Origin of the sequence: Glutamicibacter sp. NPDC087583 (assembly GCF_044743685.1) — a bacterium.
Classification (GTDB): domain Bacteria; phylum Actinomycetota; class Actinomycetes; order Actinomycetales; family Micrococcaceae; genus Glutamicibacter.
This window is the reverse complement of sequence record NZ_JBIUWY010000002.1, coordinates 569,438-585,125: the sequence shown is the minus strand read 5'-3', so window position 1 is coordinate 585,125 and position 15,688 is coordinate 569,438. Positions and strand designations below refer to the sequence as shown.

Genomic DNA, 15,688 nt, shown 5'->3' with positions numbered 1-15,688 from the left:
GCAAAGTCACCTATCATCGTTATATGGCGATAATAGAGTCAGATATCGATGCATCGGAAATCCGCAGCGGCAAGCTCCAGTTCGCTGCGCTCTTCCACGCGCTCGCTGACCCGGCACGGCTGCTGATCCTGGACCATCTGCGCACCGGGGAGCATAAGGTCAGGGAACTGACCGAGCATTTGGGGCTTGCCCAAAGCACGGTCAGCGCGCATCTGTCCTGCCTGAAGGACACCGGCCTGGTGCACGTCCGAAGCCAGGGCCGGGCCAGCATCTACTCGCTGGGCCAGGGTGAAGCACTTGACGCATTGACCGCTGCCGCCTCGGCGCTTCTGCCGCAAGAGGCATCCCATCACCATTGGGAAGAAGCGCACAGCATGGATCCGAAGAAAGGCTGAACTTGGGACACGATCACTCTCACGGGCACTCCCATGATCATTCCGGAGCAAACCGAACCCGCCTGGCCTGGGCCTTCGCCATCACCGCTACAATCCTCGTCGCCGAGGTTGTTGGCGCTATCGTCACCAACTCGCTGGCCTTGCTGGTCGACGCAGCGCATATGCTGACCGATACCCTGGGGCTATTGCTGGCTCTGACCGCTGCCAACCTGATCATGCGCAAGCCAACGACCAAGCGCACCTGGGGATTCCGCCGCGCAGAAGTCCTCTCCGCCACCTTCCAATCGGCATTGCTGCTGGCTGTGGGCATCTATGCGGCCATCGACGCCGTGCGGCGGCTCTTCACCCCTGCAGAGGTCCAACCGGAGGGACTGCTGGCCTTCGGCATCATCGGCCTATTGGGCAACGTCATCTCCATGTGGATCATTTCCGCGGGACGCAATAGCAACCTGAATATGCGTGCGGCTTTCCTGGAAGTAGTCAACGACGCGTTGGGCTCGGTTGCCGTTATCATCGCCGCGCTGGTTATCACCTACACCGGATGGATGCGCGCCGACTCCGTGGCAGCCCTGGTGATCAGCGCCCTGATCGTTCCCCGGGCCATGAAATTGCTGGGGGAAACCACCCACATCCTTCTCGAATCCACGCCTAGGGGCCTGGATCTGCTCGGGGTCAAAGCGCATTTGGAGGCATTGCCCGGGGTGATCGCGGTGCACGATCTGCACGCCAGCCAGATTGCCTCCAACCTTCCGGTGCTCACCGCCCATGTGGTGGTCGAGGACTCGATGTTCTCCGCTGGGGTAGCCGGTGGGCTGCTGCGGGATTTGCAGCAGTGCGTGGCAGATCATTTCACCGTGAGCGTTGAGCACTCGACCTTCCAGATTGAGCCGGCATCGCACCAGGAAACCGAACGCGAACATGGCTGCTAATCGGTAACCTGCGGGGCAGAGCGTCCACGAATTTGCTCATACCTTGGTATGACGCACCCCCGGGAAACTAGGTCCTGATGGTGGATGCGGGTTTGGCTAGGCGCTTTGTAGTATTTCTAATATGACTTCTGAGACTCTGCCAAAAACCGAAAATGCGGTCGCTGCCCGCGGCTTGACCAAGACCTACGGGCATGACAGCACCCGGGTTGAGGCCCTTCGCGACGTAAACGTTTCCTTCGAACGATCCCGCTTCACCGCCATCATGGGCCCATCGGGCTCCGGAAAATCCACGCTGATGCACTGCCTGGCAGGACTTGATACCGCCGACTCCGGCGAAATCATCATCGGCGGCAAGAACCTGCTGGAGCTGAGCGATGACCAGCTGACCGAGATGCGCCGCGAGCAGATCGGCTTTGTCTTCCAGTCTTTCAACCTCGTGCCAACCATCACCGCCAAGGACAACATCCTGCTGCCATTGTCGCTGGCCGGCAAGAAGCACGATCGCGACTGGTTCAACACCGTCATCCAGGCGCTCGGCCTGGGCGACCGCCTGAACCACAAACCGCATGAACTTTCCGGCGGCCAGCAGCAACGTGTCGCGGTAGCCCGAGCACTGCTCACCCGGCCGGAAGTGGTCTTCGGCGATGAGCCAACCGGCAACCTCGATTCGCGTACCGGCGCCGAAGTGCTGTCCTTGATGCGCACGTCCACCCGTGAAATGGGCCAGACCATCATCATGGTCACCCACGACCCGGTGGCCGCGTCCTATGCAGACAATGTCTTGCTGATGAAGGACGGCACAATTGTCGGATCCATCCAGGAGCCAACCGTGGCTACCGTAACCGAGGCCCTGGCCTCCTTGGCGGAGTAAGCAATGCTGCACGTAGCACTTTCGAATATCAAGACCTATGCACGTCGATATATCGCCGTCATCCTGGCTGTGGCCATCGGCACCGCCTTTCTTGCCGCAACGCTTTCGGTGAACTCATCCACCCAGGCGACACTGAAGAACTCGCTCGGAGACGCCTACAAGAACGCCGATCTGGTGGCCTACCCCGATTGGGACCTGGTTCCCGGCGCCGAGGAGTTGACCGAGCTGAGCCTCAAGGACATCGCAGATGTCCGGAACCTGCCTGAAGTTTCCACCGCCTATGGCCTGGCCTACGCCGATGGCCTGCTGCGCACGGCGGACAACAGCTACGGCGTGTCCGCACAGCCAGTAGATCCCGACCAGGGGCTGGGCGGCATGGAATTGATTGAGGGCCGGGCGCCCCAAGGTTCCAACGAAATCATTATCGATGCTTCCCACGCCAAGGAAATGGGCGTGTCCATCGGGGACGTCGTGGCTCTGGAAAATGGCGCGATCTCGCCGGCGAACTACAACATCGTGGGCATCCAGCGCTCGACCACCAACCCGCGGACCTCGGCCTACGCCTTGGCCGGCATGAGCGAGAAAGCGTGGCAGCACTTTTCCGGCGGCCAAGCGCTGATCACCGAAATCGTGGTCAATGGCGACGGCTCCGACGAGTCATTGAAGGCAGAGCTGGAGAAGCTGTTTGCCGGCAAGAAGATGGCTGACATGGCGGTGGTGACCGCCGATGAGAAGGTCTTGAACGAAGTCGCCCAGTTCACCGGAGGCACCGACCAACTCAGCGTGATCCTGCTGGTCTTCGCACTGATTGCACTGGTGGTCACCGGGCTGGTTGTGGTCAATACCTTTGCCGTAGTCATTGCCCAGCGCACCCGCGAACTGGCACTGCTGCGCATCCTGGGCGCCAAGCGCAAGCAGATTCGAAGCTCGGTGCTCATCGAAGCACTGCTCATTGGCATTCTTGCCTCGATTCTCGGTGTCTTGCTCGCCGTCGCACTGATGGCGGGCCTGATCCAGCTGCTGCACGTGATGGTGCCGGAGATGTCCTATGCGGCGTTGGCCCTGACCCCGCAGGGATTGGCCATCCCAATTCTCGTCGGCGTGCTGATGACTGTGGTCGCAGCGAGCCTGCCGGCTCGACGGGCGATGAAACTCGCACCGCTGGCGGCCTTGCGCCCCTTCGACGCTGCCAGCGTGAAGAACCGTGCCGGCAAGGCCCGGATCATCTTCGGATCGCTGTTCGTCGTGGCCGGCGCCAGCTTGCTGGCCTACGGCGCGATCCAGGGGGATCTGGTAGTCGCCTTCCTGGGCGGCCTGGTTTCCTTCCCGGGGATCCTGATGCTGGCTTCGCTGTTCGTGCCGAGCAGCGTTTCCGGGATCGGCAAGGCCGTGGCTGGCAAATCGACGGCGGGAAAGCTCGCGGCCCTGAACGCCGTGCGCAACCCGGGCCGAACCACCGCGACGGCAACGGCACTGCTGATCGGCGTGACCTTGGTGTCCATGATCATGGTCGGCGGCCAGACCGCCAAGGCCAGCTTGAACAACGCTGTGGCCGCAGAATTCCCGGTCGACATGATGGTCTCCTTCTATGACCGCCAAGTTTCAGGCGCCGAGACCAAGAACATGCTTGAGCAAATCAATGGCGTGGACGGGATTACCGCCAGCTCCAGCTTCACCTCCGGATATGCGGATGTGGACATGGGAACCGATGAAATGTTCAACGCCGAGATCATGTCCGTTGATCCCACGAGCTTCGCTGACGTTGCACTGGACCCGAATATCGTGCCGGCAGATGGCGAAATCGTCTATGTGCTGGGCAGTCCCGAAAATCCGACGGTGGAAGTTGGCGGGCAAACGCTGGCAGTGAAGAATTCCGAGGCAATGCTCTCAGGAAATATCGTCACCGAGCAGACTTTCAGCAAGCTGGAAATCGATGAAGCCAATCAGTACTCGGGGATCCTGATCAAGGTGGATTCCGACGTCAATGCAGCGGGCGTCAACGAACTGGTCACCAAGGTTTCTGCCATCACCGGCGTTGAATCATCAATGATCAATGGCGGTGTGGTGATGAAGTCGATGTTCTCCCAGATCATTGACGTGCTGCTGATGATTGTCTCTGCGTTGCTGGCAGTGGCGGTGCTGATCGCCCTGATCGGCGTAGCCAACACGCTCAGCCTCTCGATCCTGGAACGCACCCGGGAGAATTCCCTGCTTCGTGCCCTGGGCCTGAAGAAGAAGCAGCTGCGCGGCATGCTGGCGACCGAAGCGGTACTGATTGGCGGCGTCGCAGCCCTGCTCGGCTTGGTGCTGGGTGTGGCCTACGGCCTGCTTGGAGCCCGCTCGGCACTCGCGTCCATGGGAACGATGACCTACGAGATCCCATGGTGGCAGCTCGCACTGGTCCTGCTGATCAGCATCGTGGCAGCGCTCTTGGCATCGGTGACTCCGGGCCGCCGCGCCGCAAAGTTGTCGCCGGTTGAAGGATTGGCCGTCGAATAGCCGGTAGCCAGCCAAAGACAGTGGTCCTGAAAGCCAAGGCTTTCAGGACCACTGTCTTTTCCGCAGGTGCGGCTCAAGCCCATAGGCTGTAGACATGAAAATTGAACTCACTCGATTCCGAGTTCTGCCAGGCAAATCAGCGCTAGCCAATGAATGGCTGGAATTCCTGAACAGCAATATGCCCGCGGTGCTTGAAACCCTGGAAGACGAAAAGATGTACGTGGAGACGATCTTCAGCGAAACCCTGGATGGTGTCGACTACCTCTACTGGTACAGCATCCAAGGCGAGGGCGGTGCCGCGGTGCAGGACTCTGCACATGAAATCGACAAGGTGCATCTCAGGTATTGGAAGCAGTGCATCGATCCCGGCTTCGCACCCCAAGAGCTGTCCCCGCGGGTGGTCATGATCCCTGAACGCGTGCAGCGCAGCATGGTCTAGAGGCGAAGCAACAAGGCACGAGGTCCAGAACTCGCTATGGCGACTTCTGGACCTCGTGCCTTGTTCTGGATGTTCAGCTGCGCAGGGTAATCGTCGTGGCCATGGCCGGGGAACGGCCGGTGGTCACGAAGCCTGAGATATTGGAGCCAGGGTGCTTGATGATATCCGTGATGGATCCCAGATGGCGGCTCAAATCGATCTTGTCCTCGGGGGCCGCGAGCACCAGATGGAAACCGAACTCCTGCAACGCGCGTATGCCTGCCGCTGCATATTCGGAGTTGGCTTGAATGAAGGCCTCGTCAATCATCACCGTGCCGTAGGAAGTGAACCCGGCAGAAGCGAAACCCAGCTGGTAGGCCAAGGCAGCACCCATGATGAAGGAAGTAAAGCGCTGGCCTTCGCCGCCGGAGAGCGTCCCGGGTTCCAAACCGGTCTCAATCTCGCCATTGGGCTTGTGCTCATTGCAGCTGATCATCACATGCTGGCGGACATCGAGCACGGTCGAACGCCATGAAGCCATCGCCGGGTCGCTGAGTGCGGTAACCAGTGCCTCCAGCGCTTGGTAGGAGCTGGCCAAGGTGGATTCGTCCTTGGTGGTGTAAGCCTCCTGCAATGCGTCCTTCAGGTCCTTGCGGAAGGTACCGGCCTCAACTGGAATCGCATTTACTGCTTCCAAGCGAAGGACCGACCCATGCTCGAAAGTCACCTCTGCCAGAATCTGGTTCAGCGGCTTGATGCGTTCGGAGATCATCCGGCGCTCTTCATCCAGCAACTGCAAGAGGTCGCTGAAGCGTTCATAGGAACGGTTCGCGAAGTATTCGCGGAACTGCGCCTCATGGTGCGGCAGGCCATCGGCCACGATCTGGTCGTGCAGCTGCGCGTAGTGCTCAGCTGCTTCAGCGGTGGTGCCATGGGTTTGCGCGTGCGAGGTGCCGAATTCTCGGGCAAAACGACGGAAGGTTTCGCTCAGCGCGCCACCGATTTCCTGTCGCTGCGACTGCAAGGAGTTGACCTGGCTGCCCAGCTGGAGCTTGACCTCGGCAAAGGCTTCGCTGATTTGTTCACTGGCAGGGCAGTTCCCTGCAATCACTTGCTGGAGAACCGGGCCAAGCAGCTGATGCTGGCGCAGCGCGGACGGGATGCTCTGCTCCCATCCGGTCCCCAAATCATCGCTGGTGGACAGGATCTGCTGTGCACGCTGCACCTGCAAGCCAAGATCTGCAATGCGTGAACGAACCAGTGCGAGGTCCCCGACCAGGGTTTCTGCCTCGGCCTTCGCCGTTTCGATTTGCTGGCTAACCCGGGAGGAGTCCCCGGACAATGCCAAGGCATCGCCGAGCTTCTGCTCGCTGCGGCGCAACGCTTCCAGTGCCTCGGACGCGTCGAACTGGCCAAAAGTCCGCTCATCGGCAATGAGGGCCTGCAAGAGCTGGGTTTTGGCCACGATCTTGTTCTTCGCCGCACTGCGTTCATCGGCAGCCTGGTGGGCCTGGACGATTTTCTCATCCAGCCGTGCCGCCTTGGACTGCAACTCGGCAATCTTCGACTCGTTGGTGAAGCCCAGCAGGTACTCGGAAGCAGGCAACGTGCGGGTATCGCGCTCGAAGCTTCCGGTTCCGGATTTGATGGTGCCGGCCGGGGTTATCGCCTTGGGGTGCACATGCATGGCTGCATCGTTCTCAACACAGGCCAATGGGTAGTCGGCGGTGATCTTCGCCTTCAGCCAGGTTCCGGCTTCGCCGGGCGCGAAGTCCAGCTTGGCCACCAGGTCTGCCGGGCCGGCTTCAGCGGTGCGCGGCGGCTGGGAAATGTCGCTCCACCGCACGCGGCCCAAGCCGTCGAGTCGATCAATGGCGTGGGTGACTTGGGGGAGCAGCTCCCCGGGAACCAGCAGCGTGCGGGCCAAGGAGTGCAAGGCCTTTTCAGCGGCCAAACGCCAGGTACCGGCATCGGCCGAAACATCCATGAGCTCGCCAGCGAAGGGAAGCTGTTCTTCCTTGAGCGAGCAGGCCGAAGCGATGGCACGGCGGGCGGCAATCGAACGGTCATCGATATTGCTGGCCCGGCGCTGGTAGGAGCGGATCTGGTCAGCCAACGTTTCTGCGCGCTTGCGCAGGTTGACCAAGGTGGCCATGGCCTCGTACTCAACGGTCTGGGCATCATGCGTAATCGAGCTGAGCTGCTGCAAGGTACGTGCCGCGTTGGCCCGCAGCTCATCCAGGCCGGTGGCTGAGAATTCGAAGGCCAAGCCAGCATCCGAGGCCTGCTGCTGCAGGGTCCGGATGACGTTCTCCTTCTCGCTCAATGCCTTGCGAGCCACATCGGCCTCGCGCTCCAGCAGCATCAGGGAAGCAGAGCCCGCAGAGTCGTGGGCAGCCTCCAGCGACGCCAGCTGGTCATCGAGCTTTTCCTTGCGCTGCCGCAGCTCGGCCTCTTCGGCTTTGAGCTTGGCCAGTTCCGTTTCGTGGGAGTTCAGGTCATTGCGCAGCACCAGCTGGCGGACCTGGGTTTCCAGGGTGTGCACGTCGCTTTCCAGCAATTGCCGGGCGGTGGCGATCTGTCCAGCCAAGGAACGGTAGGCCTGATCCTGCTCCGGCACCTGCGCGAGCACGTCACGCTGGGCGCGGGCGGTATCCAGCTGGCGGTAGATGCCACGCAAATGGGCAAAGTCTTCCACTGCTGCGGACGCGGCCTTCAACGTAGCTGGTTCTTCCAGCACTTCGTGGCGGAAGAACTGGTTGACGCCTTTGGCCAGGCCCTTGCCATTTTGCAAGGTGCGCAACAGGGCAAAGGCCTTGTCGCTTTCGACGCCTAAACGGCGGCGCAATCGCTCAATGAACGCCTTGTGGGTATCGAATGCCTCGCTCGGTGCCAGGGCCTTGGACAGCGAGGACACGGTGAAGCGGCGCGGGCCGTGGTTTTCCAGCTCCGCAATATTGACCTTGCCTTCGCACAAAAGATAGTGCTTGGAGACTTGTCCTTCCAGGCCGGCATCGGGCAGATCGAAGACCGCGCCGGCTGTAACGGTGTTGCCCATGCCATCGTCGTAGCTGAGCACGATGGCGCTCCACGTCGCGCCGGGGCGCTGGTAGACAGTGCCGGCGCTGGTTTTGAACTTGCGCCCGCGCATGTAGGAGAACGTGGTGCGGCGGTCCTCGCGGGTGGCCGCGTCATTGGCCGATTCGTTCAGGCGGGGCGTTGCAAAGAAGACGTGGCCCATCGCATCGAACAAGGTGGATTTGCCCACGCCCGGATGGCCGGTGACCAAGGTGCCGGCGCGGTCCACGGCCAGATCATGCAAGCCGTGGAAGGTTCCCCAGTTAACTATTTGTACCCGGCTCAGACGATGCTGGCCTGGGTTGAGTGCCCCGCCCAGCGGGAGAGTCATTTCAATGCTCATCGGTTACTCCTGCACCAACTCGGGGGTCTGCTCTGCGAGGTCATCAGCTTCTTCGGCTCCCAGGCTGAAAGCTGGATCATTAGCGTCGATTGCCGCGATGTAGCGTGGTATGTCCTGGATATTGGTGATCGGCAGCGCCATCGCCAGGGCCGGGGAAATGCGGAACTCGTTCTCCAGCTCGGTGCCGGTGAGCAAGCGCAAAGCCTGCAGGCGGGTGACCGCAGCATCGCAGGATTCGGCAAAGCGCTTGTCATCGCGGTCTGAGGTCTGGCGGTGCTCGGCCAGGATCTCGTGCATGCCCGCACGCGAAATCACGGCATCGCTGCCGCTGCCTGAATGCTGTTCGAGCAACAGCCGCAGCCGCAGGGCGAGCAGGGTTTCATCACGCTTCAGCGGACGGCGCGGAGCGATAGGAGAGGTGTGGACCTGTTCAATCTGGACGGGGGCAAGCATGGCGATCTTGCGGTCCATGTCCAGCTGCAGTGCCAAGAAGATCTCGGAGAAGTAATCGCTGATGCTCTGCTGCTGGTCCAGCAGCAGCTGCCAAGCCGAGGCATCGATGGACCCATCAAGGTACGGGCCGCGCAACAACCGGACCAGCAGCTGGCGCAGCGGCAGCGGGAACTTCCCGGTATCGCCCTCGAACAAGGGTTCGGTGATCGGTGCGGCGTATGAATCGCTCTTGGTCATAGCGGCTCCTTCGTAAAGCTTAACGCGGGCAGGATTGCGGTTCGCATCGAACCATCGAGTTGCTGGAAACGGATGCTGAGCAGATCGCTCTCGTTCAGCGATTCGCCATTGGTGCGCCCGATTTCCACGAGGGCACGAATGGAATTCAAGTGCCGCTGCTCGGCATCCAAGGATTCGAAGACTTCATCCAACCGGATCGAGCCGGAACTGGACTGGCCCAGATGCCGGGTGATCGATGCACGCAGCAATGGCATGTCCGCCTGGGGCGTCGAGGGATTACGCACAATGTCGGCTTCGCTGAATTCTGGCGCTTGAGCCAGCGGAGGCGGAGCCACATGCTCGGATGGGTCGTAGATTCCAAGACCGGAAAGGGTGACGAACTGCGGAGCGAAGAGCTCCATCGGGGCCAAGCCGCTGCGGGGTTTCAGGCTCGTGGATTTGCTGATCGCTAGTTCAGCTTCGCGGACCGCTTGGCGCAATAGCTCGGCCTGCTTGTAGTCCTCGGACTGCACGAATGCGTGCAGGGATTCAGAGAGCTTGCCATAGGAGGCATGGACTTCAGCTGCCTGGCGGCGCAATTCACGCAACAGGTTAGTGAGGATCTGGCGTTCGGGCGTTTCCAGGTCATCTACGAAGTCGCGGTCCAGGACTTCGGCCAATGCGGCGCGGAAACGCTGCTGCGCTTCCGGGGAGTTCAGGAATTCAGTGAATCCGCTGAAGGTTTCGCCTTCGGCAGTGGAACGCAACTGACGGTCAGCTTCAAGAACCTGGCCCACAGCTACGCCCTTGGCTGTGGAGGCATCCAGAATGCCTTCACGCAATGAATGGAGCATATCCTGGACGCCGTCGCGCATGCGTCGGAAATCTGCTGGCAAACTCGATGCCAGATCGAGTACGGAACGTGTTGCCGACAAGGCGGTCGTGCGAGAAAGCACCGCCGGGTCATCCCCGCTGCGCAGCTGGTCGATTTGGGCTTGGCGCAGCGCGATCTGGGATTCGAGGGCACGGATACGTGCTTCGGGATCCGGATCGGTTTCGTGGGCCAGCGATTCCAGGGAAGAAAGCAACGTGTTCAGGCGAGACGAGTTCAAATGCGAATCGTCGGTGGAAAAATCCGCCAGGTAGCGCAGGGTGCGCAGGGTCTGCGCACTGGGTTCATACACGAAGCGCCCATCAATCAGCGGACGAGCCAGAATTCCCTGCTTGACCCATGTTTCGGCGAAATCCTGGGCCGAATACGAGGCGGGAATCTGGTCATCGCTTTTGCGCGCTTGCTTCAGGAAGGAATCCAAGGAGGCATGGAAAAGTTCCAATGCGATCCGTGAACGGTCTGCGGTGAACTCTGCGCGGATGAAGGCCACAGCCCACGGCTGGGCGGTCAGAAGCCGATACGCTGCCGAGCTTTTGAACTGCTGGGACTGAAGCCACAAACTATTCGCGCGGTGCGAGGGCTGCATGTACTTCCTTGATCTTTGGGACGCCTAACCAATCAATTCTAAATCATTGGACTCCTTCCAAAATGTGAGCTCCCTAAAAGCTGAATGTTAGACATCGCTCAAGTTCGGTAATTCATCCTGAAAGGGTGTTGCCTCCAGCGCTACCTGTGTAGGGTCGAAATAACCAGATGACAACTCGTTTTCTTCCGGCCTGGCGGGCACGGTGGAGGTCACGGAGGTCGAAGCCATTGAAGAATCCACGATTGGTGATTTCGCTCGGGTTGGCGCTGGGACTTGCCGGGTGCAGTGCTTCACAGGAGCCGCCAACGCCGGCCCCGGATCCTGCTGCCGTTGAAAAGGCTGAGCAGGAAGAAGCACGAGTGGACGGCGTGAGAGCCGAGATCAACCGGCTAGCTGACGGATACGACTATGACGCGGCGATTAAACTCGCCAAGAAAGACAGCGCCGAACAGCTGAACCAGATGGCCAGCGGCCTAGAGGAAGAGAAAGGGCAGGTTTCAGCTTGGGAAGAGCCGAACAACATACCTCACCTGTTCTTCCACTCGCTGATTGTCGATCCCGGCAGGGCCTTTGACGAAGGCAGCAGTTCGCAGGGGTACGCCGACTACATGGTGACCCAGAAGGAATTTGCAGCCATCCTCGACGAGCTGTATGCGCGTGATTATGTCCTGGTCAACCCGGAAGATTTCGCCTCGCTCGACGGCCAGGGGCAGATGGAGTATCGGGATATCATGCTGCCCCAGGGCAAGAAGCCAGTGGTGCTGTCCATCGATGACCTGAGCTATTACGAATACATGGAAGGTGATGGCTTCGCCAGCAAGCTGGTGCTGGATAAGGACGGCAAGGTCCGCAACGAATACGTCGATGCGGAGGGAAAAACGCAGGTTGGCGCTTTTGACGTGACCACGATGGTCGATGACTTCGTAGCGGAACATCCCGATTTCACGTATCGGGACGCTCGCGGCCTGATCGCAATGACCGGATACAACGGGGCATTCGGCTACCGCACCTCTGCCAGCCAGTATCCCCAGAGCAAGACTCTGGAAGCTGACCAGAAGAAGGCTGCGGAGATCGCAGAAGCGATGAAGAACAGCGGTTGGGTTTTCGCGTCCCATTCGTGGGGGCACATTGCCACTGGGACGGTCAGCATGGATCGGCTCAAGCGGGACACCAAACTGTGGAAAGCCGAAGTGGAACCGATCGTGGGAAAAACCGGGCACTACATCTATCCTTTTGGATCGGATATCGCCCGGACCCAGCGTTACGCGGGGGACCGGTACCAGTTCTTCAAAGACCAGGGGTTCGGTTACTTCTACGGCGTTGACGGTACGACTCGCACATGGATGCAGCAGGGTGATGAGTACCAGCGGCAGATGCGCATCAATGTGGATGGGTTGCAGTTCGCCAAGGAACTGCGCGGTGACCGGCCAGTCCTGGGAAGTTTCTTCAAAGTCGAGGATGTGATTGACCCGGCGCGCGAATGACCGGGCCAATCGATCATCAAGCTACAAAGCCATGAAGGCACCGAGCTGCGCGAGCGCCGATGGGTTGGAAGGCAGATAATCGGTGAGCCTTTCGCTGCGCACGATGATGGCCTTCCATTGGCCGCGGGAAATCGCAACGTTGATGCGATTGCGGTTAAGCAGGAATTCGATGCCACGCGATGCATCGGTGGCGCTGGAACATGCCATGGTCATCAGCACAACTGGTGCTTCCTGTCCCTGGAACTTGTCAACCGTTCCCACCTTGACCGCCGATAGGTCTTCAGCTTCGAGGACATCGCGCACCAGATTTACCTGGGCATTGTAGGCAGCAACTACCAGGATGTCAGCGGCGCCCAATGGACGGGCAGGCATGCCTGCCCCCGGACTCCACATCATCCCCAGATGCTCGCGGACCAATCGGACAATAGCCCCGGCTTCTTCGGCGCTGCTGACCGTGTTGCCTCGATGTTCAACGAACACCGTCTCGACCCCGGCCGGTGTGCCTTCGAGCTGCCGCAACCCGGCGGCGTCTGCCGAGAACAGCTGGTGGTCATAGCTCAATGCCGAAACCTTGGCGCAAAGCGCTGGATGCATTCGCCATGAAGCTGCCAGGAAGTACCCTAATTCGGCTGGCAGCACGGGTTCGCCGCCGGACAGCCAGCCGAGCGCCGATTCGTCCACCGGCTGCGGATGAGTGCCCTGGGTGACCTGGGGCAACTGCTGGGGATCACCGAGCAGCAGCAAATTGCGGGCTGCTCGTGAAACTGCCAAGGTATTGGCCAGTGAGAACTGCCCGGCCTCATCGATCACCAGCAAATCCAGGCTATCTGCGGGGACTTTCGAACCGGTCAGCGTCCAGGCAGTACCTCCAATGAGCCCGCCGCCCGATGCGTGGAGAACTTCAGCCAAAGAATCCTTGGACGTGCCGGCCCAGGGGACCGGATCATCGTGCTTGACTTCCTTGGCTACTGCCTCGGGATCGACCCCGGCCTCCACCGCTTTCCGCAGGACGTTTTCAACTACTGCATGGGACTGGGCAACCACGCCAATCTTCCATCCGTAATCAACGAGTTCACGGATCACATGCGAAGCGACGAAGGTCTTGCCGGTCCCCGGAGGGCCTTGTACCGCAAGATAGGAATTATCAAGATCCTTCAACGTCTCGACCACGGCAGGATAGATCTGCGCCTGTCCATCAACCAGGGCTGGATCCACCGGTGCCGCAAGGGTTTTCAGGCGTGGCGGAATCCGCCGCAGGATGTCGATGCCCGGCCGTTCCGGAAGCACCGGTACGGTGGAGCCCACCCGCTGGGCGATCTCCTTGAGCGCTGCATCGATGCTCATCGTCGCCAACGGCTTATCCGGAGCCAATGCGCATGGATGGGCACCGTAGGCAGGGATCTTGCCGCTGGTTTTCTCCGCAATGGTAATCCAGCCCGGACCGAGCTCGACTACGGTGGCGTTGAATGCGCCGCCGCGCACGGAGTCGTCAACGGCCATGCCTTCAGGCAACGGAGCATCAAACATGGCGAACACTGATGAGCCGGGGGAGAGCAGGGATCCTTCCGCCAAGGTTCCCTGCAATCTCGTCACGCGCGTAGAGGTGCGCGCCCGAGGAGTGGCCTTATGCCAATCCTCGAGTACTTCCGCAGTGTCCACAATGAACACTCCCCGGGCGTCGCTCCAATCATCCATTGGCGCGGACAAGCGGTCGAAGTGTTCCCACCAGAACTGCTTCTTTTCACGCCGGTTGTAACCGGTCGCAGCGGCGACCATCGCGATCGCGCGGTCATCGTTGCTCAGCGCGTGGGCGTGGGGAAGCTGCGCAAGGTAGTTTTGCAGCCGAAGCTCTTCGGCGGTGGGCTCGTATTCGTCTGCGGCCGAGCCTGGCTCAGGCATATCCGGCAGGGTGCCAGGCGCCTCATCGCTGAGCGAAAGCAGCCAATCCCGCAAGCGCAAAGTGGAAAGGCAGTCGTACTCGTTGTAATCGGCAATCGACTCGAGGATCGCTTCAGCGGCCCCGTCGTTCTTCGAATCCCGCGCCAGCATGTACTGGGCATAAGCGACCACCGATGCTCCGGCATCGGTGACATCCCCGGAGCGAAGGTGCTCTCCCATGTACAACGGTTCAAGCTTCTTGATGGAGTATGAGCGGGTGGAAACTACCAGGGCGTTACGCACGGTCTCGTAGAGATCGACAAGCAGGTTCTCACGCAGCCACTGGTCGACTTCGTCCTCACCGGCAATGTGCACCTGCGAGAGCTTGCGCAGGGCAGTTTTCTCATAGGGCGCATAATGGTAGACCTTCATGCGCGGGAACCGCTGGCGGCGTTCTTCGACATAGGCAATGAAGTCCAGGAAGGCTTGGCGTTCTTCGGCGCGGCTATGGGCCCTGAAGGGTTTGAACACCGGCACCCCGGTGTCATATTCGATGACGCCGAAGAGGTATTCCAGGCCCCAGGAGCCGTCGGAAGGTTCCTGGTAGAGCGGGTCGCCCTCGAAATCGAAGAAGATGTCGCCTTGATCAGGCCGCGGCAGCGAAGAGATCGGGCCTTCGTTCTTCACCCGGTAGGAGACGCCGTGGACCATGCCATCGCTCTGGGCCAGCCCCAGCTGCATTCTGGCCTGCTCCGCGGCACGGTGCAGCGAGGTGCCTGGTTCAGCCTCTAGCCCGGCGAGCTGGTCAATGGTGGAAATGCCGCGGGCGCGAAGTTTTTCTCGCTGCACCATGGACATGCCAGCGACCAGTAGAAGGTCGCGGGTTTCCTGGGCCTGCTCTTCGCAATAATCGCAACGGCCGCATAAGCGCAGTTCATCGGAGTTCCACCGAACTGGCTGGTTGGCCGCACGGTGTTCCTGCACCATCTTCACGAATCGTTCACGCTGGGCCCGGAAGACTGGCAGCACTTCGTCAACCCGATGCACCGAATGCGTCCCGTCGCCGAGGACCAGGGTTGCCGAGGTGGACACGGGGAGCCCTTCTGCCAGCATCTGATCCGCGTAGGCTGCGATCTGGAGCAGGGCGCTGACCCTTGCATGGCGGGCGAGCTTGGTATCCCATACGGCCCAGGTGCCGTCCTCCTGGCGGACCAGGAAGTCGGCAAAGCCAATGAAAGCCCCATCGAAGAAGGTGGCCTGGAAAATGACATCGGCGCCGTTGCGAAGCACGTGCATGGTCGCCTCGTGGGCTGCCCGAAGACCGGCCGCAGACATCTGCGGGCGATCAGTGAATTGCTTGACGCCGGTTCCCGTCACCGGGTCGTATTCGCCATAGGCAGCTATCAGGTCTTTGAGGACGTTCTGCTCATGGGCGTCGCCGAGCACCGCTGTTCGTTCCAGCATCTCGTCTCGTGCCTTGTCAGGCTTGGGACGCAGGCCGAGTTTCACGTCCAGCAGGTACAGGGACTGGTAATTGCAGTCAACGGAGACTGACAGGTCACTCGCTGAGAAGATGAACGCATCATCTAGAAAGAACACGGGGCCTGGGCCTTTCGTTGACTTGTTTCCTACCTAGTCAACGTAGC

At 60.4% G+C, this 15,688-nt stretch carries 10 protein-coding genes; 6 read left to right on the top strand and 4 right to left on the bottom strand.

Annotation, left to right across the window (positions count from 1 at the left end; translation table 11 throughout):
• Positions 1-23: 23 nt before the first annotated feature.
• The 5 genes from ACIOU9_RS08840 (at position 24) to ACIOU9_RS08820 (ending at position 5,133) form a co-directional block, all read left to right on the top strand.
• Positions 24-395: a helix-turn-helix transcriptional regulator gene (locus tag ACIOU9_RS08840; protein WP_105657339.1), complete on the top strand. Its 372-nt coding sequence runs from the start codon at positions 24-26 to the stop codon at positions 393-395.
• Positions 396-397: 2 nt separating this feature from the next.
• Positions 398-1,324, top strand: a complete 927-nt coding sequence (locus ACIOU9_RS08835; RefSeq protein WP_105661620.1) for a cation diffusion facilitator family transporter — start codon at positions 398-400, stop codon at positions 1,322-1,324.
• 121 nt (positions 1,325-1,445) lie between these two features.
• Positions 1,446-2,195, top strand: coding sequence for an ABC transporter ATP-binding protein (locus ACIOU9_RS08830; protein WP_105657341.1), 750 nt, complete (start codon positions 1,446-1,448; stop codon positions 2,193-2,195).
• Positions 2,196-2,198: 3 nt separating this feature from the next.
• Complete coding sequence (locus ACIOU9_RS08825) at positions 2,199-4,694, top strand: ABC transporter permease (protein ID WP_402696623.1); 2,496 nt, start codon at positions 2,199-2,201, stop codon at positions 4,692-4,694.
• 94 nt (positions 4,695-4,788) lie between these two features.
• Entirely contained in the window at positions 4,789-5,133 is a 345-nt protein-coding gene (locus tag ACIOU9_RS08820) for a DUF6176 family protein (protein ID WP_133833206.1), read from the top strand.
• A 73-nt stretch (positions 5,134-5,206) separates the two neighbouring features.
• Here the strand turns inward: ACIOU9_RS08820 and ACIOU9_RS08815 are convergent, their stop codons facing one another.
• From ACIOU9_RS08815 to ACIOU9_RS08805, 3 genes are read right to left on the bottom strand one after another with little or no spacing between them, the layout of a single operon-like run.
• The gene (locus ACIOU9_RS08815; RefSeq protein WP_402696622.1) at positions 5,207-8,533 is read right to left on the bottom strand and encodes an ATP-binding protein; all 3,327 of its coding nucleotides are present in this window, start codon (positions 8,531-8,533) and stop codon (positions 5,207-5,209) included.
• 3 nt (positions 8,534-8,536) lie between these two features.
• Positions 8,537-9,223 carry a DUF4194 domain-containing protein gene (locus ACIOU9_RS08810; protein ID WP_105661625.1) on the bottom strand — a complete coding sequence of 229 codons (687 nt, stop codon included), beginning with the start codon at positions 9,221-9,223 and terminating at the stop codon, positions 8,537-8,539.
• Entirely contained in the window at positions 9,220-10,680 is a 1,461-nt protein-coding gene (locus ACIOU9_RS08805; RefSeq protein ID WP_402696621.1) for a DUF3375 domain-containing protein, read from the bottom strand. Before ACIOU9_RS08805 ends, ACIOU9_RS08810 begins: the two co-directional genes overlap by 4 nt.
• 245 nt (positions 10,681-10,925) lie before the next feature.
• Between ACIOU9_RS08805 and ACIOU9_RS08800 the strand changes: the two genes are divergently transcribed.
• Positions 10,926-12,164, top strand: coding sequence for a polysaccharide deacetylase family protein (locus ACIOU9_RS08800; RefSeq protein ID WP_402696667.1), 1,239 nt, complete (start codon positions 10,926-10,928; stop codon positions 12,162-12,164).
• A gap of 21 nt (positions 12,165-12,185) precedes the next feature.
• Here ACIOU9_RS08800 and ACIOU9_RS08795 read toward each other — a convergent pair whose 3' ends face one another.
• Positions 12,186-15,641 carry a TM0106 family RecB-like putative nuclease gene (locus tag ACIOU9_RS08795; RefSeq protein ID WP_402696620.1) on the bottom strand — a complete coding sequence of 1,152 codons (3,456 nt, stop codon included), beginning with the start codon at positions 15,639-15,641 and terminating at the stop codon, positions 12,186-12,188.
• Positions 15,642-15,688 lie beyond the last annotated feature (47 nt).

Bases quoted from the DNA above. Each gene is read 5' to 3' on its own strand.
- ACIOU9_RS08805 (WP_402696621.1), bottom strand. From the start codon at position 10,680: ATGCAGCCCTCGCACCGCGCGAATAGTTTGTGGCTTCAGTCCCAGCAG.
- ACIOU9_RS08840 (WP_105657339.1), top strand. From the start codon at position 24: ATGGCGATAATAGAGTCAGATATCGATGCATCGGAAATCCGCAGCGGC.
- ACIOU9_RS08810 (WP_105661625.1), bottom strand. From the start codon at position 9,223: ATGACCAAGAGCGATTCATACGCCGCACCGATCACCGAACCCTTGTTC.
- ACIOU9_RS08820 (WP_133833206.1), top strand. From the start codon at position 4,789: ATGAAAATTGAACTCACTCGATTCCGAGTTCTGCCAGGCAAATCAGCG.
- ACIOU9_RS08830 (WP_105657341.1), top strand. From the start codon at position 1,446: ATGACTTCTGAGACTCTGCCAAAAACCGAAAATGCGGTCGCTGCCCGC.
- ACIOU9_RS08815 (WP_402696622.1), bottom strand. From the start codon at position 8,533: ATGAGCATTGAAATGACTCTCCCGCTGGGCGGGGCACTCAACCCAGGC.
- ACIOU9_RS08825 (WP_402696623.1), top strand. From the start codon at position 2,199: ATGCTGCACGTAGCACTTTCGAATATCAAGACCTATGCACGTCGATAT.